Raw genomic sequence first — 21,702 nt, 5'->3', positions numbered from 1 at the left:
ACAAATTCTAATTATGTCTCAAGCCGTACTATCCTTAAAAAATGCAACTATCTATCAAGAAGATAAAGTAATCTTATCGAATGTTAACCTTGAAGTAAACCGAGGAGAATTCATTTATATTATTGGAAAAACCGGTTCAGGAAAAAGTAGTTTAATGAAAACGCTTTATGCTGACTTACCATTAATTGAAGGCAACGGACACATTGTTGACTTTGATTTAGAGACAATGAAAGAAAACGACATTCCTTTTTTAAGACGTAAAATCGGAATTGTTTTTCAGGATTTCAAATTATTACCGGATCGTTCTATTCAGGACAATATGCTTTTTGTTCTTAAAGCAACAGGCTGGTCAGACCAGAACGAAATGAACCGAAAAATAGAAGAAGTTCTGGATAAAGTAGGTATGAAAAACTACGCTCAAAAAATGCCGCATCAAATTTCGGGCGGAGAACAACAGCGTGTAGCCATTGCAAGAGCTTTATTGAACGACCCTGAATTAATCCTTGCCGACGAACCTACCGGAAACTTAGATCCGCAAACCAGCGTGGAAGTTCTGGATGTTTTGAAAAAAATTAATGCCAATGGAAAAACCATTCTTATGGCGACTCACGACTACGCTCTGTTGATGAAATTCCCTTCAAAAACCTTAAAATGTGAGGATGCTAAAATTTTTGAAGTCGTACAAAGAACTGTTTAATTTTTATAATACTAAAATTTAGAATCTCTTGAAACAAATTACATCTATTCAAAATCCATTCATAAAATCTTTAGTATTATTACAGGAAAAAGCCAAAAACAGAAGACAAACCGGAACTTTTTTAATTGAAGGTGTACGCGAAATTTCGTTAGCCGTAAAAGGAAATTATGAAATTGAAACCGTATTGTTTTATCCTGAAATTTGCAGCGAAATTGAAGCAAAAAAATTAGCCAAATCAGCTGAATTAATCGAAATCAACAAAGAAGTATTTCAAAAACTAAGTTATCGCGAAACCACCGAAGGTGTATTGGCTGTAGCCAAATCAAAATCCTTACAACTTTCTGATTTAAAACTTTCAGCAACACCCTTAATTTTAGTTGCCGAAGCTCCTGAAAAGCCCGGAAACATAGGCGCACTTTTAAGAACCGCCGATGCCGCTAATCTTGATGCTGTAATTATTGCCAATCCCAAAAGCGATTTATACAACCCAAATATTGTTCGTTCCAGTGTAGGCTGCCTGTTTACCAACCAAATTGCAACAGCAAGCACCGCTGAAATCATTTCTTTTTTAAAAGAAAAAAACATCAATTTCTACTGTGCCACCTTGCAAAACTCGACAAGCTATCACACTCAGGACTACACAAAACCAACCGCGCTAGTAGTTGGAACTGAAGCCACCGGACTTACCCAGGAATGGCGTGATGCCGCTACGCAAAACATCATTATTCCTATGCAAGGTGAAATCGACAGCATGAACGTTTCTGTTGCTGCCGCCATATTAATATTCGAAGCCAAAAGACAAAGAGGGTTTTAGATTATAGAATTCAGACTGCAGATTTTAGATTTCAGAAAATTAGCCACAACTTCAGCCAAGACAACAAGAATAATAAATGAAACAGAAATTATACATCCTATCTGTAATTGGCTGGACATTAACAACCTCAATTGTATTATTATCTTTATTCAAAATAAATTTGGTAGAAAAATTCCCTTATTTATTTATTCTTTTTGGTGGAATTTTTATTGTACTTATCCCTGCTATATTTTATGCCAAAAACAATGAAAAAATCATGGAATATGAATATGACAACAATATTATATTTAATTCAGGAAGTATACCTTTAGCACCATTCTTTAAAAATGCATCAAATTGGATTTTAACAATATTAGGTTTAAGTTTTTTCACTGCAATAATTTGCTTCTCTAAATCCCTACACAGCGAAGGAAGTACAGAAATTATAAACAGTAAATACTTTTTAATAAATCGCGGAAATATAATTAGAGAAATAACTGAAAATGAATATGAAAAAATTAATTTACTAATCATTAGAGGCTTTTTCGGAATGGCTATGTTATTTTATTCAATTCCAATTTTAGTCTATAAAAAATTAATTGAGTGGGATAATAATGATACAGAATAAAATCTAAATTCTGAATTCTAAAATCTAAACTCCCAACTCTTGCATATATGCGAACTTATCGTTATTTTTAGAAAATGAACCCTGCACTTATGACAGAAATAGATATTGAAAAAGAGAATAAAGCAATTGCTCAAGAATACAAAGAATTACTTCGCATTAGTTACCAAACATTAACTACCGAAGATAAAAAACTGATACGCAAGGCTTTTGACGTTGCTGTGGAAGCTCATAAAGACCAAAGAAGAAAATCGGGAGAAGCTTATATTTTTCATCCCATTGCTGTGGCCAAAATTGTTGCCTCCGAAATAGGTCTTGGAGCTACTTCAATTGCAGCGGCCTTATTACATGATGTTGTAGAAGACACCCCTACTACCGTTAAAGATATTGAGCGAATGTTCAATCCTAAGGTAGCACAACTTGTGGAAGGTTTGACTAAAATATCCATCGTACAAAAAGACATGAATGTCTCTATGCAAGCCGAAAACTTCAGGAAGATGTTATTGACCTTGTATGATGATGTGCGTGTAATCCTGATAAAAATAGCCGACAGATTGCACAATATGCAAACTATGGAGTCTATGGATGACCACAAACAAGTTAAAATTGCATCAGAAACCTTATACATTTATGCGCCATTGGCTCATAGACTAGGCTTATACAACATCAAAACAAAACTGGAAGATCTAGGTTTAAAATATACTGAACCTGCCATATACAATGATATTGTCAGCAAAATAAAAGAGACCAAAGAACAACAGGATGCTTACATCAAAGACATCTCAGACGTACTTAAAGCTTCTTTAGATGCCGAAGGAATTGATTACATCATAAAAGGCCGCCCAAAATCTATCTATTCTATCCGTAGAAAGATGAAAGCCCAAAATGTAACTTTTGACGAAGTTTATGACAAATTTGCACTTCGAATTGTGTATAAATCAGACGCACACGATGAAAAGTTTATTGCCTGGAAAATTTATTCTATCGTTACCGATCATTACAGACCCAGCCCAAGCCGACTAAGAGACTGGATTTCGTCACCTAAATCAACAGGTTATGAAGCCTTGCATATTACGGTAATGGGACCTAAAGGACGTTGGGTTGAAGTACAGGTACGCAGTGAACGTATGGACGAAATTGCAGAAAAAGGTTATGCTGCACATTACAAATACAAAAACGGAGCTACCGAAGAAGGCGGATTGGATGTTTGGTTGAACTTACTTCGAGAAGCTTTAGAAAATCCTGAAACCAACGCAATTGACTTTGTGGAAGATTTCAAAATGAACTTGTACTCGAAAGAAATCTATATTTTTACCCCTAAAGGCGATATTAAATCGCTGCCTAAAGGAGCTACATCACTAGATTTTGCATTTAGTATCCACTCCGAAATTGGAATCAAAACCCGCGGAACCAGAGTCAATGGAAAATTAGTTCCTTTAAATTATGAATTAAAGAGTGGGGATCAGGTAGAAATTATCACCTCTCCAAATCAAAAACCTACTGCCAACTGGTTAGATTATGTAACTACTTCGAGAGCAAAAAATAAAATTAGAAATGTTCTTAACGAAAACACTAAGAAAATTGCCGAAGAAGGAAAAGAAGTTCTTACCCGTAAACTAAAACACCTTAAAGTTACTTTGAATGAAGGAGTAACTAACGAATTAGTTAACTTTTTCCACCTTAAAACCAGTTTGGATTTATTTTACCGAGTTGGAATTGGCACTATTGACAACCAGCAATTAAAGGACTTTGCTGCTCAAAAAAGTAATACCTTAATTAATTTCTTTAAAAGCAAAATCAAACGTAGCGGAAACACAGCCGATACTGATATCCACAGACCTGTACTCAACAACAATTACGACATGTTGGTTTTTGGTAAAGAACAGGATAAATTAGATTACAAACTTTCTACTTGTTGTAACCCAATTCCGGGAGATCAGGTTTTTGGTTTCGTTACCATCAATGAGGGAATAAAAGTGCATAAAAAAGATTGCCCTAACGCGATCTCTTTACAGTCCAACTACGCTTATCGAATTATGCCTGCCAAATGGATTGACTCTTCTCAACAAGAATTCAAAGCCATTTTGAACATCACAGGAATGGACACCATTGGTTTAACTAACGAGTTGACAAAGGTGATTTCGAATAATATGAATGTGAATATTCAAAGTATTTCATTGAGTGGAGACGCAGGACTTTTCAAAGGACAGCTAACGGTAATTGTACAAAACATCACTATTTTGAAAAAACTAATTGACAATATCAAAAAAATTGACGGAATTGACCGTGTAACCCGGGTTTACAAAAATTAGTTTCCCTAATAATATATTTTTTCCCAAATACTTTAGATAACTAAAAAGATTTTGTTTTCAAAAAACACCCCTAAATCAGCGGTTAATTTTATTAAAAAAAACAAAATTATTATCTTATAAGTATTTAAACTTGAAAACTATTAAAATAAAAATTTATCTTTGCCGAATATGACACTCATTTCCACAAATAACGACAAAAATCAAGAAATTGTAAAAAACGTTTTTACAATGTATCTTGAAAAAAACGGGCATAGAAAAACGCCTGAACGTTACTCTATACTTCAGGAAATCTATGAAAGCGAAGAGCATTTTGATATAGAAAACCTCTATATCAAAATGAAAAACAAAAACTACCGTGTCAGCAGAGCCACGCTGTACAACACTATAGAATTACTTTTAGACTGTGCATTGGTGCGCAAACATCAGTTTGGACAAAATCAGGCACACTATGAAAAATCCTATTTTGACAAACAACACGACCATCTTATCATGACTGATACCGGTGATGTAGTCGAGTTTTGCGACCCAAGAATACAAACCATCAAAAAAACCATCGAGGAAATTTTTGATGTAGATATCACCAATCATTCCTTGTATTTTTATGGTACAAAGAGAGTTGCAAAAACAGAAGAAAACAAAGAAGAAACCAATAACGATAACATTTAGTTTAAAAAAGGCGGTGATTCTTTACTGCCGAAACGAATTAACGATTAAATAAAAAATTAAAATGACCGTAGATTTATTACTAGGATTACAATGGGGAGATGAAGGAAAAGGAAAAATTGTTGACGTTCTTACCTCAAATTACGATATTATTGCTCGTTTTCAAGGTGGACCAAATGCAGGACATACTTTAGAATTTGACGGAATTAAACACGTACTTAGAACCATTCCTTCCGGAATTTTCCATAAATCAGCGGTAAATGTTATTGGAAATGGAGTTGTAATTGATCCGGTTGTATTTCAAAAAGAAATCGAAGGATTAGAAAAATTCAACATCGATATCAAAAAGAAATTAATCATTTCTAGAAAAGCACACTTAATCTTACCTACTCACCGTTTATTAGACGCTGCTTCTGAAGCTTCTAAAGGTAAAGCGAAAATTGGTTCTACTCTTAAAGGTATTGGCCCAACTTACATGGACAAAACAGGTAGAAACGGTTTACGCGTAGGAGATATTGAATTAGAAGATTTTAACGAAAGATACCGCGCTCTTGCTGACAAGCACGAAGCAATGATTGATTTCTACGGTGTTAAATTAGAATATAACTTAGCTGAATTAGAAGCTGAATTTTTCGAATCTATCGAAGAAATTAAAAAATTAGATTTCATCGACAGTGAAGAATACATGCACCAAGCTCAAAAGGCGGGTAAATCAATCTTATGCGAAGGAGCTCAGGGTTCATTGTTAGATGTTGATTTTGGAACCTATCCTTTCGTAACTTCATCTAACACTACAGCTGCCGGAGCTTGTACTGGTTTAGGAATTGCTCCTAACAAAATCAAAGAAGTTTACGGAATTTTCAAAGCTTACACTACCCGTGTAGGTAGCGGTCCTTTCCCTACTGAACTTTTTGACGAAGTAGGTGCTACAATGGCAAAAGTGGGTAACGAATTTGGTTCGGTTACAGGAAGAGCAAGACGTTGTGGATGGTTAGACTTAGTTGCTTTAAAATATGCAGTTCAGGTAAACGGAGTAACGCAATTAATGATGATGAAAGGCGACGTACTTTCAGGTTTTGATACCTTAAAAGTATGTACTGAATACAATTATAAAGGAAAAAACATCGCTCACTTCCCTTACAATGTGGAAGAAGAAAATGTTGCTCCAATTTACAAAGAATTCAAAGGATGGAAACAAGATTTAACCGGAATGACTACTTACGAGGAATTACCGCTTGAATTAAAAGAGTACATCGAGTTCATTGAAAAAGAATTGGAAGTGCCTATCAAAATTGTTTCTGTAGGTCCGGACAGAAAACAAACTATTATGAAATAACAATTAACGCTCTGATTTTTCAGGGCGTTTTTTTATATCCAAAATCACAACACATGAACGACCCAAAAATAACCATCCAAAAAACCAAACTGCTTTCGGACAACTGGTACATCCTGAACAAAGTAACTTTTGATTATCAAAAACCTGACAATAGCGTGATTACTCAAAAAAGGGAAGTCTACGATCGTGGTAACGGGGCGGCGATTTTACTTTATAACAAAACAGATAAAACCATTATTTTAACCCGTCAGTTTCGTTTACCAACCTACTTAAACGGAAATAAAAGCGGAATGATGATCGAAGTTTGCGCCGGCTTATTAGATCAGGACGAACCCGAACAATGCATCATCCGAGAAACTGAGGAAGAGACAGGCTATAGAATTTCTAAGGTAAAAAAAATCATGGAAACCTATATGTCACCGGGAGCCATAACTGAAATTTTATATTTATTTATTGGCGAATATGACGCTTCTATGAAAGTCAGCGAAGGCGGCGGACTAGACCATGAACAAGAAAATATTGAAGTCTTAGAAATGTCATTCGACCAGGCGTATGCCATGATTGAAACAGGAGAACTAAAAGACGCCAAAACGATTATGTTGTTGCAATATGCTAAGATAAATGGGCTGATGTAATTTAACATCAACTTATAAAAAACATCAAATATTGTACATATATTTGTACTTAAATAAATACACGTTATGGTAGTTACAAATATTTCCGATTTCAGAAAAGATATTAAATCTTACTTTGATGCAGTAGCGAAGAATTTTGAAACCCTGATTATTAACCGGGGAAAAGATTCAGGGATTGTAGTGATATCGCTTGAAGAGTACAATTCGCTGATGGCAACAAATTACGAATTGTCATCACGATTGAATGAAAAACGCCTTGATGCTGCTATTGAAAAATTAAAAAACAATCAATCATTTTCTAAAGATTTAATCGAAGAATAAGATGAAATATGTCTTTGTAGATGAATCTTGGGAAGATTATTTGTATTGGCAAAAAATCGATAAGAAAAAAGTAAAAAAGATCAATGATTTACTCAAAGATATTGCCCGTACACCATTTGAAGGCATCGGAAAACCCGAACCTCTAAAACATAAGTATGCTGGTTTTTGGTCACGTCGAATTGATGATGAACACCGATTAATTTACAGGTATTTGGAAGATGAAATACAGATTGTAAAATGCCGACACCATTACGACTAAGACTCTGCCCAAAACAAAAAAAGGACAATAAGAATATTTCTCATTGTCCTTTTTTTTGTAAACAAAACCTAAAATTATTTATTAGGTTGTGGTGTCATCCTTAAATAATATTTAATACGATTGAATCCTTTTGGGAATTTTGCCGGAATATCTTCATCTGGTATTGATGGCGAAATAACCACATCCTGACCGTCTTTCCAGTTAGCCGGTGTAGCAACACTGTAATTAGCTGTCAATTGCAAACTATCGATTACACGCAACAACTCATCAAAATTTCTTCCTGTTGAAGCCGGATACGTCAAAATTAATTTTACTTTTTTATCAGCGCCAATAATAAATACGGAACGAACTGTAAAAGTATCATTAGCATTTGGATGAATCATATCATACAAGTTAGCGACTTCTTTGTTCTCATCAGCGATAATTGGGTATTGCAAAGTTACATTTTGAGTTTCTTCAATGTCTTTAATCCAGTTGTTGTGCGATTCTAAACCATCAACACTTAACGCAATAACCTTGGTATTTCTTTTTTGAAATTCAGGGAAATAATTAGCTACAGTTCCTAATTCTGTTGTACAAACCGGTGTAAAATCAGATGGATGCGAAAACAAAACACCCCATGAATCGCCCAACCATTCGTGAAATTGCACTGTACCCTGTGTAGTTTCTGCTTTAAAATCCGGAGCGATATCTCCTAATCGTATTGTTGCCATAAGTTCTATTTTTATATAAGTCCTATAAAATTAGTCAAAAAAAACTAATCCCGAACCAATTCTTGAAACAAATAGACCAACTTAAATCAATCCGATTTCTAAAACCCAGAAATCAAATGATTTGGAGTATAAAATACCAAAAAGCAAGTGTAACAAAAGAAATAGGAATTCCAAAACCAATCATCATACTACTCAATCTTGGCTTTAATCCATGAGAAGATGCCAAAATACTGGCCATAATCATGGGTGCCATCGCAGCTTCGGTAATAGCTACTTTAATCATGAGTGAATTTTGTTTCAGGATAACTACATACAGCAGAAATAAAATGGCAGGAGTAATTAGTAATTTATAAGCTAATCCTATCCAGAGAAATTTCCAATGTTTGCTTCGGCTATCAAAATGCAGTTGTAAACCCACAGAAATCATGGCTAATGGCGTCAGCAAACTCCCTACTTTTTGTAAAGCGAACTGGAAATAATCATGAAAATCCAATCCTATTATATTTGCCGCACAAGCCACCAAAAAAGTAATAAAAGGCGGAAACAGCATTACTTTCTTAATTATTTTACTTCCGCTGGTCGCTTCTTTAGAATAAAGCGTAGCCACAACTACCGCAATAGTAGAAAGCACTACAAAAGTTCCCGGCTGATCGACTAAAATAGCCATTTTCAAACCTTCGGAACCATACAGCGCATTAACAATAGGATAACCCAAAAACGAGGTATTTCCTAAACCGGCAGTAATAATTAAACAGCCTATTAATTTTTTAGACCAGCCGTATTTTTTGCCTAAAAAACGAAACAAGAAAAAAGAGAGCGTAAATCCAATCCAGGTAACACCAATGAGATACAACAACTCATTATCCCAATGGATTTTAGGAATAAAATACAAGGCTAACGAAGGAAGACAGATATAAACTACAATCTTATTTAATAGTTTATAACTATCAGAAGGAAACCATTTAATGCGTTGCAATGCAACTCCCAACAGTAAATAGATAAAAATTAGAATAATATTGATCATAATGCGGCAAAGATATTTACTAATTTGCTAGTATCATAAACATATCCGTAATATCACAAGACAAACACCGCAGTTAAAAAAACTTTTCGCGTAGGTTTCAACCACAGATTAACACAAATTATAAAAAAACTTCGTGTCTCTTTGCGACTACTTTGCGAATCTTTGTGGTAAAAATTAACTACGCCGTTTCCTTTGAATGTATTATTTTTACAAAAAGCATTTTCTATTTTGAAAAAAGATAAGCACAACGAAGAAAGCAATATCCAAAATTTCAGTCCTGCTGTTTTGAAAAAAATCCAGCAAGCCCGAATGACGCAACCTGATACCAAGGAACTTATCTCTGGTATTTTAGCAGGAGAAATCAGTGCGTTAAGTCGAGCTATCACTTTAATCGAAAGCAGCAATCCCGAACATTTCACTAAAGCCAACGCAATAATCAATGCCTGTTTGCCACACGCTAACAATTCTGTTCGAATAGGAATAACAGGTGTTCCCGGAGTAGGAAAAAGTACGTTTATAGAAGCTTTTGGAAAACATCTAAGAAATCAGGGAAAAAAAATAGCCGTGCTAACAATTGACCCCAGCAGTTCTATTTCGCATGGAAGTATTTTGGGAGATAAAACACGGATGGAAGAATTAGCCAAAGATCCCAATGCTTATGTGCGTCCTTCGGCATCAGGAGAAACACTGGGCGGTGTGGCCCGCAAAACAAGGGAAACCATAATTCTCTGTGAGGCCGCCGGATTTGACACCATTATCATAGAAACCGTAGGCGTGGGACAAAGTGAAACAGCTGTTCACAGTATGGTTGATTTCTTTTTGTTATTACAAATTGCAGGAGCCGGTGATGAATTACAAGGCATAAAAAGGGGAATTATGGAAATGGCTGACGCAATTGTAATCAACAAATCGGATGGGGATAACATTCAAAAAGCCACATTAGCAAAATCCGAAATAAACAGAGCCTTGCATTTATTCCCTTCAAAAAAATCAGGATGGATTCCTATGGCTACAACTTGTAGTGCCAAAACACATGAAGGCATTACCGAAGTTTGGCTCAACATTCTAAAATATATCGAACTCACAAAAAGCAACGGCTATTTTGATACCAAAAGAGCCGAACAAAACGAATTTTGGTTATTAGAAACCATTAACAATCAATTACAACAAGATTTTTATACCAATACTGAAATTCAGGATTTATTAGAAAAAACTAAAAAAGCGGTGCAAAACAATGAATCCTCACCTTTTGCAGCCGCTCAATTATTATTGGAAACTTATTTTAAAAACAAACCTTAGATAGCGTAATACCTTTTATCTAATATTACCTACCGAATTCTTAGCCGTATCGTGTTTGGTTTTCAAAACTCCGTTTTCTACGGTAAAACCAATACGAACCTGAGTCTTTAAAGTATCTTTTAATCCAGAAGTGGCTTTTTGCGAAATCACAAATTCTAATTCGTATTCGCCATCCGGCAGTTCCATTACAGTATCTGTATCCTGATCCTGAATTGTATATACTTTCTTTGCACTTTTAGCATAGGATGCAGCTGCTGCGCCTCCACCAACGCCACCAGCTAAATTACCAACACTGGAAACGGCTGCCGAAATAATCGCTCCACCCGGTAAAGCACCTCCTAACAATGATGCACCTTGCGATAAAGCACCACCTGCAGCCTGTAAGCCCTGATTTACTTTTTCGCCAAAAGTAGAACGCTCAATCGCTGTCAATTCATTAATGCTATTGTCTTTTAAATTAATCTTATAGCCTGAATTAAGAGGAAATAAAACGACACAGCCATTTTCAATCAGCCTAATATTCATCCCTGAATTTACCTTTTCGCCAAAGGTTGCCCCCTGTGTCTGTTTTGGAACAGTAATATTCATCGAAATCCTATTTGGCATCCCACTATTATTGATCGTATTGATTCCTCTTTGATTGGATTCAGCAGGGACATCTCCTTTTCCTAAACTCACTTTAGCTCTATTTGCAGTAGTCAATTGAGCATTTACAAAACAATAGAAGCTTAAAGCCAAAACAACAGTTATTCGTTTAAAATTTTTCATTTTAGTATCTTTTTAAGTTTATTATATATCAATTAGAATTTGATTTTGTTACCCTTATTTAAAAAAATATTGAAAGAAAAAAAATGGCTGTAAAACGATTTAAATTTAATCATTTTACAGCCATCAAACTGTTTATTTACAAAGTTTTAAACAGCAAAACTATTCTTTCTCGTAACGTTCCATTTCCCGATCATAAAAAGCATTGGCTTCTTCGATCAAACCTTCCATTTCGGCATTTAATTCGGCTTCATCAAGATCCTCGGCTTCTTCCATAAATTCCACCTCATCATCTTTTAGATTAATAATAAATCTTGGGTAATCTAAATGAATGATAAAAATATCATCCGGAAAATCAGTGTTGTCGCCAAGTAAAAATTTAGGTAATTCCATGCTATAATTAATTTGATTATTTTTTGAGTTGCCTGATTTTTATTCGAAAAAAAGAACAACTATCTTATTTTTAATGTTTTTCTAAAATTAACTTCCTTGTTAATTGAATGAAGCGAATATACAAAAATAAAGCTGCTGTTGTTAATCCTGCCAAAAGTCCAATCCAAATTCCAACTGCTTCTAAACTGGTATAAAATCCCAGATAAATAGACACTGGAAATCCCACAATCCAATAAGCTACAAAGGTAATATACATGGGAACTTTAGCATCCTGTAAACCTCGTAACGCACCTAAGACTACCGCCTGAATTCCATCGGAAATTTGGAAAACAGCAGCTACTAATAACAATTGAGCCGCTATGGTAATCACTTCGGTATTGGCTACAAAATCGGCAGTGTTATTCATATCTACAAACAAGACAGGCATTTGTTTATGAAACAAAACAAAAAACAAAGCAAAGAAAACTTCTAATAAAACGGCCAATAAAAAGATAGAAAAAGCTACGATTTTCATTTTCTTGTAATCACCCAAACCTTTTTGATTCCCTACTCTAATGGTAGCGGCAACGCTCAATCCCATGGCAAACATAAAGGTAAATGAAGCCAGACTCAACGCAATTTGGTTCGCCGCCTGATTGGCAATTCCCAATCGTCCTGAAAGCCAAACCGCTGCTGTAAACAATGCTACCTCAAAAAACATCTGCATAGAAGAAGGAGCCCCTAAACGAATGATTTTCAGATTAATTTCTCGTTGTATTTTTTTTATTGAAAAACCATCAAAAAAGGGATGAAACTTTGCGTTTTTCTTCATCTTATAGTGCATATATCCCAACATTATAAAACGGGAAACCAGGGTTCCAATAGCTGCACCAAGCATTCCTAATTCAGGAAAAATCCAAATTCCGTAAATGAAAACGTAATTTAAAAAAACATGAACCACATTGGCCAAAATTGTAGCCCACATAGCATATTTAGTTTCACTCATTCCATCGGCAAATTGCTTATATCCTTGAAAAATAATCAATGGAACTAACGAAAACGCCACAATGTCCAGATAAGGTTTAGACAATTCGACCACATTTTCGGGCTGTCCCATAAATGCAAGTAACTGTTTGGCAAAAAGAACCAATAGAAAAAGAAAGAATCCTAAAAAAACACACAAATACAATCCATGGTGAAATACACTTCTCCCCTTTTCAATATTCTGCTCGCCATCGGCTTCGGCAGCCAAAGGTGTTATGGCAGTCGAAAAACCAATTCCCAATGACATCGCAATAAAAACAAAACTGTTAGCCAAAGAAGCTGCTGCCAACTCAGTAGGACCTAATTTCCCTACCATCACATTATCTACAAGTCCCACCACAGTATGTCCAAGCATTCCTAAAATAATAGGATAAGCCAATCGTAAATTATAGGAGAACTCTTTGGTATAAGTAGCTAAAGTCACTTTATTTTTTTTAAGGCGACAAAGGTAAGCAGAAGGAAATCGATATCAAGGTTTGTACAGCATAATATTTTATCCGAAGAATGAGCTATTAGCAAACCAAATAATTAAAAATAGCCACGAATTGCTTCGCCTGTTCGCTATCGCTTGGGTCACCAATTTTATTTTAAAAACTATTCGTGAATTCGTGGCTGTACTATGCTAAACTTATTTCAAATATTTTTTATCGGTCAGGGTTTTCATAAAATCAACCAATTGTTTTTTCTCTAAATCAGTCAGGTTCAATTTATCTTCAGGTAAGGTTTGATTTTCTAATGAGAATCCTAATCCTTTCCCTCCGCCTTCATTATAAAACTCAACTACTTCTTCCAGCGTTTTAAAAACACCATTGTGCATATAAGGCGCTGTTAATGCTGCATTTCTAATCGTTGGTGTTTTAAACGAAAATTTATGAATCACGGCTTTGGTCAAATTGTACTTTCCCAAATCAGAATCTAATTTGCCATTGGCATCAGGAACGCCTAAAACTTCACTTTCTGATTTCATAAAATTTGGCGGCACTGTTCCATTGGTTAACGGAATAAAATGACAAGTAGCACATTTGGCTTTGCCTGCAAAAAGATTAAAACCTGCTTTTTCATCGGAAGTAAAAGCAACCTCATCACGCATATAGGCATCAAATTTAGAATCGAATTTACTCAGTGTTCGAATATAAGAAGCCAAAGCATTTTTGATTTCAAAAGCAGTAATTCCTTTTTTTGGAAAGGCTTTTTCAAACTTTTGAATATAATTTTTGTCGTTTTTTATTTTCTGAGCCGCTTCTTCTAATGAACCGTGCATCTCATCAGCATTTGTAATCACCGCTACCGCCTGATCTTCTAAATAATTCACTCTCGAATCAGAGAAAAACACACGTTGAAAAGCAATATTGGTAAGTGTAGGCGTATTTCTTTTTACAAAAGACTTGCCATCAAAAGAAAGGGCTTTTTCTAAACCATCGGTAAAAGCTTTATCGGCGTGATGGCAGGAAGCGCAGGAACGGCTGTTATTTCCTGACAAAACAGGGTCATTAAAAAGTAATTTCCCTAATCCTGCTTTCTCTTTAGTAGTTTTATAATCCGGAAAAGCAGAAAAAGCTTCTTCGTCAAAAACTTCTTTCTCAAATAAGGTCTGCGCATTGGTTTTCAATCCACGTATTTCATCAAAAAAAGGAATTTTCAAATCTTTCTGATTTTGATATAATTTTCTGCTCAACGGATTGGCATAATTTTGAATAAAAGCCGCACGGTCAAAAGCATTAAAATCAGGGTTGGCTTTTAAATAATTAATTGCCTCATCGATGATTTTTAACGTCGCATCCGAGTCGCTTATGGCATACACCTGATAGTATTTTTGTATTCCAGCTAATGCTCCTGCCGCTTCCGGAATGGATTTTTGAGCAACCGGCGAATCAAAACCTGTAATTCCTAAAGTGATAATTCTAAAAACTTCCAATCTTAAGGCATCAAAAACATGCGCATCGGTCAATTCATTTGTCTCGGCTATTCGATTCAAACGTTTTAAATTAGCCGTAAGAATTCCGATTTCTTTCAATAATTCTGATTTGGATTTCACATCATACGCAGGAAACAAAAACTCTTCAATTACCTGAAATCCTTGTGGTGGCAAAGTCATTTTATCATCTTCCTCAAACTCTGAAAGAGCCGGCCCGTTAATAGCCTTAGAAACTTCCGGGAAATAATATTCGCTAAAAACTTCTATTTTTTTATAATTCAGATGTGCTGCTAAAAATTGCTTCTGAAGTTTTTGGGAATCAGCATTGGATTTTATTAAATTTTCCAAATCGTTTACTGATTGAATTAAAGTGGTTATATCGGCTTGAAATAATTGTTTTACTTGAGTTGGTTTTGGAGTTTCCTGACATGAAATTACCAACAAAAGCAATAAAAAAAAGCATATTTTTTTCATAATAGAAGAGACAGAATGAATATACAAAAGCCACGATTTCAAAATAAGAAACCGTGGACTTTTAGAATTATTTTAAGTTTTATTATCTCGCTAATCCTTTGATTAATACAACCTGACTGGCTTGTTTTTCGTTTGGACGACCTGTTCCTCCATCAACTCCTTTGTATTTATCACCATTCCAAGTGTGTGGTTGAACGCACAACATAAAAGTATCATCAATACCTAATTGCTCAGAAACATCAATTAAAGCGCCATATTCCCAACTTCCAAATCTTGAACTTCCTCCTACATTGTATTTAGCAGCATCTGTTTCGGTACGACGGTGGTCTAATTCCACCACTACTTTCATGGTTTTCTTAGCAATATCGTATTGGTAAATATAAGCGTCATGCGTTTCGTCTCCATAACCGTTTGAATCTTCCTGAACATATACATAGTTTTTAGTTACACAAATGTTATCCGGATTTTGGAAAGTTTTAGCTATTCCATTACGGTCATCTCCATCAAGTAATACTTTTAAATTTCCTGATAATGGATTGTTTTCATCTAAATCTAATTGGTACACTCTACCGTATTTTGTTCTCGAAGCATCAGCATTAGCACCTGTTCTATCTTGTCCTGTTACATTAAAATAGATTTCTCTGTCGGCTGCTTTTTCCCCTTTTCTATAATCCAAATCTTCTACTCTACCAAACTTAAGTCCTTTTAAAGTATTTACAGTAGCATTGATTTGAGCCCCTGTTAAAGTTGTATGATTGTCAATTTTTACAAATGAAACTGGATAATTTTTACCTACAACCATGTCTGTTTCTCTTTGATTATCGTTATTTCTTTTCATCATATACAAAGAACCATTTGTAAGATCGCCCACTGTAATAGAAACATACATAAATACTTGCCCTCCATTAGTTCCTGAATCGTCATCACCAAGAATGACAATAGTTTTCCCCGGGAAAGCCGAAGCTTTTAATGGTAAAGCATTCTCTGCACTCAAACGTCCTAAACCTGGCAATTCTTTAGAAACACTGTTAGATTCCACATCTCCATAAGGATTTACACCATGTGTGCGAGACTCTTCTCCTGATTCTCCGGAAGTTAAATACAACGGACCAAAACCATGTTCTTTAGGTGTTGCCATTGTTGCACTACACAATCTCCAAACTCCTCCATTAGAATTCAACAAATACTCTCCGGCAACCGGTTTGAAAGTTTTGTCTAAAGTCACTCTTGAAACGGCAAAATTGTCTTCGTGATTTACTAAAAAGGTAAAAGTACCATCGGTGTTTTTTAACAATCCGCTACCATCAGCTGATCCTCCGAAAACAAAATTTGGAGTATCAGGCAATACATCATCAGAAGTTATCAAAGAGAATAACTCTAATTTTTCAAAACCTTCTTTTTTCTTTAATAATACCGGTGTTTCAGATTGATCGGCTAAAACCACCTCTGACTCTGTTTTGTCATTCTCGCACGAGAAAAAAGCTGTACTTAAAAGTAGCCCTAAAATAATTTTTTTCATCTTGGTTTGTATTTTTGTTTTTTTTCAAAGCAAAGAAAGCCCAGGGATTTTAAAACAGCATGAACTAAACATTAGCAAACCTTAAAGAATTATTCTGTTTTTTGATACAAAAAGCCTAACAAAGCCAGCCTTAAGTTAGCTAAACATTTTCTTTAGATTACCGAAATATCAACTAAGGCTTCTTTTATAAAATTCTCGTTTTAATACAAAATCTCAGCTTATTGAATATCAACAACTAGCTATTTTTTGATGCAAAAAAGTAACGATAGTCACAACATTTGAATACAATTACCGTTTTTTAGCACTAGAAAGTCCTTTTTAAGTTCGAATCAAATTAAAAATGAATTATAAAACCCCTCAAATCATGAAAACAACAAGAAAAATTACCGCTGCCTTTCTATTTGCATTGGCATTATTTAGTTTTAACGGAGCAAAAGCACAAGAGACCTCAAAATACGACCAAGGTTTTAGACTCGGTTTTGGCTTAAATGCAGGTTATGCTAACGAAGACCCATACAAACTCATTCTGGGAGCCGATGCCCGATTGCAATATGACCTGACCAAAAGATATTCGATAACCTTAACAACAGGTTTCAACAACGTCTTTGTAAGCGAAAATGATGGTGACGACTTAGGTTTTATTCCGGTAAAAGCAGGTTTAAAAGCCTTTGTATGGAATGATCAATTTTATTTAACAGGTGAAGCTGGTGCAGCTTTTGCGGTGACTAATAATTACAACGACACTTCTTTATTGTTGTCTCCGGGAATTGGATATGCTAACAAATATATTGACATTTCGGCGCGCTACGAACACTATTCTGATTTCCCAACTATTAATAATGATGGTACTCCAGGCAAAGGTTTTGGTCAATTTGCGCTTAGACTGGCTTATGGTTTTAAATTGTAATTTATAATAGGAATAAAAAAACTGACAGGTTTTTGAAACCTGTCAGTTTATAACACAGCAATTAAAGGCTTTTATTCTTTAGCCAATTGCTCTTTATACATCGTAAAATTAGCTTTTACTTTTTCTTCTAAATCAGGAACTTGAATATCGGTTAATTTCTGCATTTCTTCCCAAATAATTTTAGCTACAATATAGCGTGCCATTTCTTTGTCATCGGCAGGAACAATGTACCAAGGTGCTTTTTCGGTAGCCGTTTTATTGATTGCTTCTTCGTAATATTGCATATAAGTGTCCCAATGTTCACGCTCTTTTAAATCTCCGGGCGAGAATTTCCAATGGTGTTCCATATTTTCCAATCGGCGCAACAAACGTTTACGTTGCTCTTCCTTACTCAGATGAAAATAAAATTTCAATACAATTGTCCCATTTTGAGTAATATGTTTTTCGAAATTATTAATCTGTTCAAAGCGATTCTCCCAAAACTGAGGCGTAATATCTTCCAGTTTTTCAATTCCCGGCAAATTTTCATTCAAAATATATTCGGGATGCACACGGGTAACCAAAACATTCTCATAATGTGTGCGATTAAAAACTGCAAATTTCCCTTTTTCAGGCAAGGCCAAATAATGTCTCCATAAATAATCGTGTTCCAGTTCGGTAGAATTAGGCGTTTTAAAACTATGAACCACTACCCCACGCGGATTAAATTCCTTAAAAACCTCCCGAATCAAACTGTCTTTCCCCGAAGTATCCATGCCTTGCAAACAAATCAAAACCCCGTAGCGATTGTGCGCATACATCACATCCTGCAATACACTTAACTTCTCCTGAACTTTTTCCAGCTTTTCTTCCTTATCATCATCACTGGTCTCATTAAATAAATTCGTTGGGATTTTAGACAAACTAATCGCCTTCGTTACTTTAAAATCATCTGGATTAATCGACTTCATAAGGAATATTTTAACTTTATACTCTCAAATATAAGGAATAAATACTATAATTTTAGCCTTTTATATAGGCCTTTAAGAAGCTATTTCCAGCTATCCGCTTTATCTTTTACTTTTTAAAGAAAAAAGTAAAAGGATACAGCTTCTATCTAGGCTAAGGTAGCTGCTTTCAAAACAAAATACATGGAAAAATTCACACTTGATTTATTATTTCACATCATCGGAATTGGCTCTGCCTCAGGACTCCTTTACAAAGACAATTCCCTGTTTATTGTTGGCGACAACAGCGGTTTTTTATACGAATACCATCTTGATTCTAAAGATTTAAAACGTCATCCGTTAATAGAAAATCCAACCGAAAACATCATCAAAAAAGACAAACCTGACTTTGAAGCCCTAAGTTATTTTCAAGATACACTTTATGCTTTCGGCTCAGGTTCTACTGCAAAAAGGAATTCTATGGTCGAATTTGATTTGGTACAAAAAAAGAAAATTGCCACCAACAATCTATCCGAATTATACGCTGTAATGCAAAATTTCGCCTCCATAAAACCCGAAGATTTTAATATCGAAGGAACTATTCATGATGGCGAAAACTGGTATTTCTTGAATCGGGGCAATGGAATTTCAAACAAAAACACGCTTTTTAGTCTTCGTGCCAAGAAACTGAATCAGGAATTCAGCATGTTGTCAAACGACTATAAACTCCCTAAAATAAAAGGAGTTCGCAGCAGTTTTACCGATGCCGTTAAAGTTGATAACAGCATTTATTTTTTGGCCACAGCCGAAGATACCCAATCCACTTATGACGATGGCGAAGTACTGGGAAGCCTTATTGGTCGCATTGACCTGGAAACCATGAAAATTGATTTCACCCAAAAAATCTCTGACAGCCATAAATTTGAAGGGTTAACCCTTTTCAAAAAAGACAATAATAAAATTGAATTCTTACTTTGCGAAGACAAGGATACCGAAATTCTTGAAACCGCTATTTATAAATTATCTCTAAATCTTAAATAATCATGACCGACTTAAAAAATAAAAATGCCCTAATTACGGGCGCAGGAAAAGGAATTGGTAAAGCAGTTGCAATTGCTTTAGCCAAAGAAGGTGTAAACATCATTTTAGTAGCCCGAACACAAGAGGACATTGACAGCGTTGCACTAAAAATAAAATCTTTAAGAGTAAAAGTATTGGCTATAACTGCCGATGTTTCCGATATTAATTCCATAAACGCAGCTGTTGAAAAAGCCCTAGCCGAATTTGGAACTATTGATATTTTAATCAATAATGCCGGAATTGCCGCTTTTGGAAAATTCATGGAACTGGAACCTGCCGCTTGGGAACGCATCATTCAGGTTAACTTAATGGGAACCTACTATACTACACGCGCCGTTTTACCTAACATGATTGAAAGACAAACTGGTGATATTATTAATATTTCTTCGACTGCAGGATTAGCAGGAAATGCTTTAACGAGTGCTTACAGTGCTTCTAAATTTGCTGTCTTAGGACTTACGGAATCCTTAATGCAAGAAGTGCGCAAACACAACATTCGGGTTACGGCTTTAACACCAAGTACCGTTGCCACTGATATGGCTAAAGAATTAAACCTAACCGATGGAAATCCGGAGAAAGTAATGCAATCGGAAGACATAGCCGAATTAATCATCGCCCAACTTAAACTCAACCGACGCGTATTTATCAAAAATAGCAGTATTTGGTCAACGAATCCCTAAAAAAATAAACTCCAATAATTGGAATTTAAGTATTGGAGTTTTATATTTATTAAAAAACTAAACAAATGGAAAACTATTTAAGACAACTGGTTTCAATAGAATTTCTGGATAAAAAAGAAATTTATAACGGTTTTCTCATCGACTATTCTGATGATTGGATATTATTAAGAAATAATCCTATTGACTTTATAGTAGATGGCTTTGTTATTCTTAGAAATAAGAATGTAGAACACATTCACAGAGATGAAGAACTTGAATTCACTGAAAAAGTGATTCGGTTAAAAGGAGCCAAAACAAATGCTGAAGACATTATTCCTATCAAAGATTTAGATACTATTATTCGCTACATTGATAAAAAACACGGTGTTTTTCAAATTGCAAAAAAATCAGCTAAATCCGCATATTTAGGAAAATTGATTGAATTAAACAATGAAGAACTGACTATTGACTTTCTAGATATCAGAGGTGAATTTGGAGGCGAATTAAGTTTTAATCCCGAAAAAATAAGAGTCATTGAATTTGGCACCGATTATATCAATTCGTTGAAACTGGTAGCTCAGGAAAATCAAAACAAGCACTAAATTAGCTAGAAAAAACCATTAAGAGATTTAAGTTTCATTAAGATTTTGCTCCTTAATTTCCTTAAATCTCTTAATGGTTTAAAAAAACTTACGTGTCTTATACCTCAAAAAACACACTGATAACCAATCAGATACCAATTTTCAGTTATTTTATTTTAAAAAAAATTGACTTCTCTCCCAACCTTTTTCCTTTTTTAACGCTCTTTATTATTAAAGACCATATTGTGATAAACGAAAATCTAATAATAGCTTGCAAAAAAATGCAACGCGATGCCCAGCGTCAAGTGTATGAGTTTTTGGCGCCTAAACTCTACGCAAGCTGCAAGCGCTATTTAAAACAGGAAGAGGAAATTGAAGAAGCCTTAGCAGATGCTTTTTATATCATTTTTACCAAATTAGATCAATTGAAAGAAATTGGTGCTTTTGAAGCCTGGGCTCGAAAAATAGCGGTCAATCAATGTTTGGCAACTATTAAAAAGAAAACCAACTTCAATATGTATCTCGATGATGTCAAAACATTGTCGCAAGCTTTTACTGATGAGATGACGAATCTTGAAGAAGAAGATTTACTTGATTTACTCAATCATATTCCTGTGGGATGCAAGACTATTTTTAACCTTTTTGTCATTGAAGGCTACAGCCACAAAGAAATAGCCAGCATGCTCAACATTTCTGAAGGCACTTCAAAATCACAATTGAATGCTTCAAAAACAAAATTGAAGGAATTAGTAAATAATCTGTATTACCAAAAATCGAATTAGT

23 protein-coding genes are annotated in these 21,702 nt (G+C 34.9%); 15 read left to right on the top strand and 8 right to left on the bottom strand.

Going from position 1 to position 21,702, the window contains the following annotated elements:
* Positions 1–13 precede the first annotated feature (13 nt).
* The 9 genes from FDM27_RS02760 (at position 14) to FDM27_RS02720 (ending at position 7,641) form a co-directional block, all read left to right on the top strand.
* Complete coding sequence (locus FDM27_RS02760; protein ID WP_071185221.1) at positions 14–697, top strand: cell division ATP-binding protein FtsE; 684 nt, start codon at positions 14–16, stop codon at positions 695–697.
* A gap of 28 nt (positions 698–725) precedes the next feature.
* The gene (locus tag FDM27_RS02755; protein ID WP_071185220.1) at positions 726–1,511 is read left to right on the top strand and encodes a TrmH family RNA methyltransferase; all 786 of its coding nucleotides are present in this window, start codon (positions 726–728) and stop codon (positions 1,509–1,511) included.
* Between the two features lie 76 nt (positions 1,512–1,587).
* Complete coding sequence (locus FDM27_RS02750) at positions 1,588–2,118, top strand: hypothetical protein (protein WP_140485089.1); 531 nt, start codon at positions 1,588–1,590, stop codon at positions 2,116–2,118.
* Positions 2,119–2,207: 89 nt separating this feature from the next.
* A complete protein-coding gene (locus FDM27_RS02745) occupies positions 2,208–4,427 on the top strand; it encodes a RelA/SpoT family protein (protein WP_071185219.1) in 2,220 nt (739 codons plus the stop codon).
* Positions 4,428–4,595: 168 nt separating this feature from the next.
* Positions 4,596–5,093: a Fur family transcriptional regulator gene (locus FDM27_RS02740; RefSeq protein ID WP_140485088.1), complete on the top strand. Its 498-nt coding sequence runs from the start codon at positions 4,596–4,598 to the stop codon at positions 5,091–5,093.
* A 61-nt stretch (positions 5,094–5,154) separates the two neighbouring features.
* Entirely contained in the window at positions 5,155–6,426 is a 1,272-nt protein-coding gene (locus tag FDM27_RS02735) for an adenylosuccinate synthase (RefSeq protein ID WP_140485087.1), read from the top strand.
* A gap of 53 nt (positions 6,427–6,479) precedes the next feature.
* Positions 6,480–7,061: a GDP-mannose pyrophosphatase NudK gene (gene nudK / locus FDM27_RS02730; RefSeq protein ID WP_071185216.1), complete on the top strand. Its 582-nt coding sequence runs from the start codon at positions 6,480–6,482 to the stop codon at positions 7,059–7,061.
* Between the two features lie 66 nt (positions 7,062–7,127).
* Positions 7,128–7,382, top strand: a complete 255-nt coding sequence (locus FDM27_RS02725; protein WP_140485086.1) for a type II toxin-antitoxin system Phd/YefM family antitoxin — start codon at positions 7,128–7,130, stop codon at positions 7,380–7,382.
* A 1-nt stretch (position 7,383) separates the two neighbouring features.
* Positions 7,384–7,641: a Txe/YoeB family addiction module toxin gene (locus FDM27_RS02720; RefSeq protein ID WP_140485085.1), complete on the top strand. Its 258-nt coding sequence runs from the start codon at positions 7,384–7,386 to the stop codon at positions 7,639–7,641.
* A gap of 74 nt (positions 7,642–7,715) precedes the next feature.
* Here the strand turns inward: FDM27_RS02720 and FDM27_RS02715 are convergent, their stop codons facing one another.
* Positions 7,716–8,354 (bottom strand): peroxiredoxin, encoded by a 639-nt coding sequence (locus tag FDM27_RS02715; protein WP_140485084.1) that lies wholly within the window; start codon positions 8,352–8,354, stop codon positions 7,716–7,718.
* A gap of 112 nt (positions 8,355–8,466) precedes the next feature.
* On the bottom strand, positions 8,467–9,378 hold the full coding sequence (locus FDM27_RS02710) for an AEC family transporter (RefSeq protein WP_140485083.1): 912 nt from the start codon (positions 9,376–9,378) through the stop codon (positions 8,467–8,469).
* 228 nt (positions 9,379–9,606) lie between these two features.
* On the opposite strand from FDM27_RS02710, the gene meaB reads away from it, so the two are divergent.
* Positions 9,607–10,677: a methylmalonyl Co-A mutase-associated GTPase MeaB gene (meaB, locus tag FDM27_RS02705; protein WP_255510449.1), complete on the top strand. Its 1,071-nt coding sequence runs from the start codon at positions 9,607–9,609 to the stop codon at positions 10,675–10,677.
* A 15-nt stretch (positions 10,678–10,692) separates the two neighbouring features.
* On the opposite strand, the gene FDM27_RS02700 is transcribed toward meaB, so the two are convergent.
* From FDM27_RS02700 to FDM27_RS02680, 5 genes are all read right to left on the bottom strand, one after another.
* Positions 10,693–11,445, bottom strand: a complete 753-nt coding sequence (locus FDM27_RS02700) for a hypothetical protein (protein ID WP_140485082.1) — start codon at positions 11,443–11,445, stop codon at positions 10,693–10,695.
* A gap of 159 nt (positions 11,446–11,604) precedes the next feature.
* Positions 11,605–11,835, bottom strand: coding sequence for a hypothetical protein (locus tag FDM27_RS02695; RefSeq protein WP_071185210.1), 231 nt, complete (start codon positions 11,833–11,835; stop codon positions 11,605–11,607).
* A 70-nt stretch (positions 11,836–11,905) separates the two neighbouring features.
* Positions 11,906–13,282, bottom strand: a complete 1,377-nt coding sequence (locus FDM27_RS02690; RefSeq protein WP_071185209.1) for an MATE family efflux transporter — start codon at positions 13,280–13,282, stop codon at positions 11,906–11,908.
* A 204-nt stretch (positions 13,283–13,486) separates the two neighbouring features.
* Positions 13,487–15,247, bottom strand: a complete 1,761-nt coding sequence (locus FDM27_RS02685) for a cytochrome c peroxidase (RefSeq protein WP_140485081.1) — start codon at positions 15,245–15,247, stop codon at positions 13,487–13,489.
* An 82-nt stretch (positions 15,248–15,329) separates the two neighbouring features.
* Entirely contained in the window at positions 15,330–16,766 is a 1,437-nt protein-coding gene (locus FDM27_RS02680) for a hypothetical protein (RefSeq protein WP_140485080.1), read from the bottom strand.
* A 364-nt stretch (positions 16,767–17,130) separates the two neighbouring features.
* On the opposite strand from FDM27_RS02680, the gene FDM27_RS02675 reads away from it, so the two are divergent.
* Complete coding sequence (locus FDM27_RS02675; RefSeq protein WP_140485079.1) at positions 17,131–17,673, top strand: hypothetical protein; 543 nt, start codon at positions 17,131–17,133, stop codon at positions 17,671–17,673.
* 71 nt (positions 17,674–17,744) lie between these two features.
* Here the strand turns inward: FDM27_RS02675 and FDM27_RS02670 are convergent, their stop codons facing one another.
* Complete coding sequence (locus FDM27_RS02670; RefSeq protein WP_140485078.1) at positions 17,745–18,623, bottom strand: PPK2 family polyphosphate kinase; 879 nt, start codon at positions 18,621–18,623, stop codon at positions 17,745–17,747.
* A gap of 180 nt (positions 18,624–18,803) precedes the next feature.
* Here FDM27_RS02670 and FDM27_RS02665 point away from each other — a divergent pair, with 180 nt between their 5' ends.
* The 4 genes from FDM27_RS02665 to FDM27_RS02650 all read left to right on the top strand — a co-directional run bounded on the left by FDM27_RS02665 (position 18,804) and on the right by FDM27_RS02650 (position 21,701).
* On the top strand, positions 18,804–19,640 hold the full coding sequence (locus tag FDM27_RS02665) for a DUF6929 family protein (RefSeq protein WP_140485077.1): 837 nt from the start codon (positions 18,804–18,806) through the stop codon (positions 19,638–19,640).
* 2 nt (positions 19,641–19,642) lie between these two features.
* Entirely contained in the window at positions 19,643–20,359 is a 717-nt protein-coding gene (locus FDM27_RS02660) for a 3-ketoacyl-ACP reductase (protein ID WP_140485076.1), read from the top strand.
* Between the two features lie 65 nt (positions 20,360–20,424).
* Positions 20,425–20,940 (top strand): hypothetical protein, encoded by a 516-nt coding sequence (locus FDM27_RS02655; protein ID WP_140485075.1) that lies wholly within the window; start codon positions 20,425–20,427, stop codon positions 20,938–20,940.
* 260 nt (positions 20,941–21,200) lie between these two features.
* Positions 21,201–21,701: an RNA polymerase sigma factor gene (locus tag FDM27_RS02650; RefSeq protein ID WP_071185202.1), complete on the top strand. Its 501-nt coding sequence runs from the start codon at positions 21,201–21,203 to the stop codon at positions 21,699–21,701.
* Position 21,702: the final 1 nt, after the last annotated feature.

Source organism: Flavobacterium sp. GSA192, from assembly GCF_006386525.1.
Classification (GTDB): domain Bacteria; phylum Bacteroidota; class Bacteroidia; order Flavobacteriales; family Flavobacteriaceae; genus Flavobacterium; species Flavobacterium commune.
The sequence above is the reverse complement of the archived record's forward strand: the minus strand, read 5'-3'. Positions and strand labels throughout refer to the sequence as shown.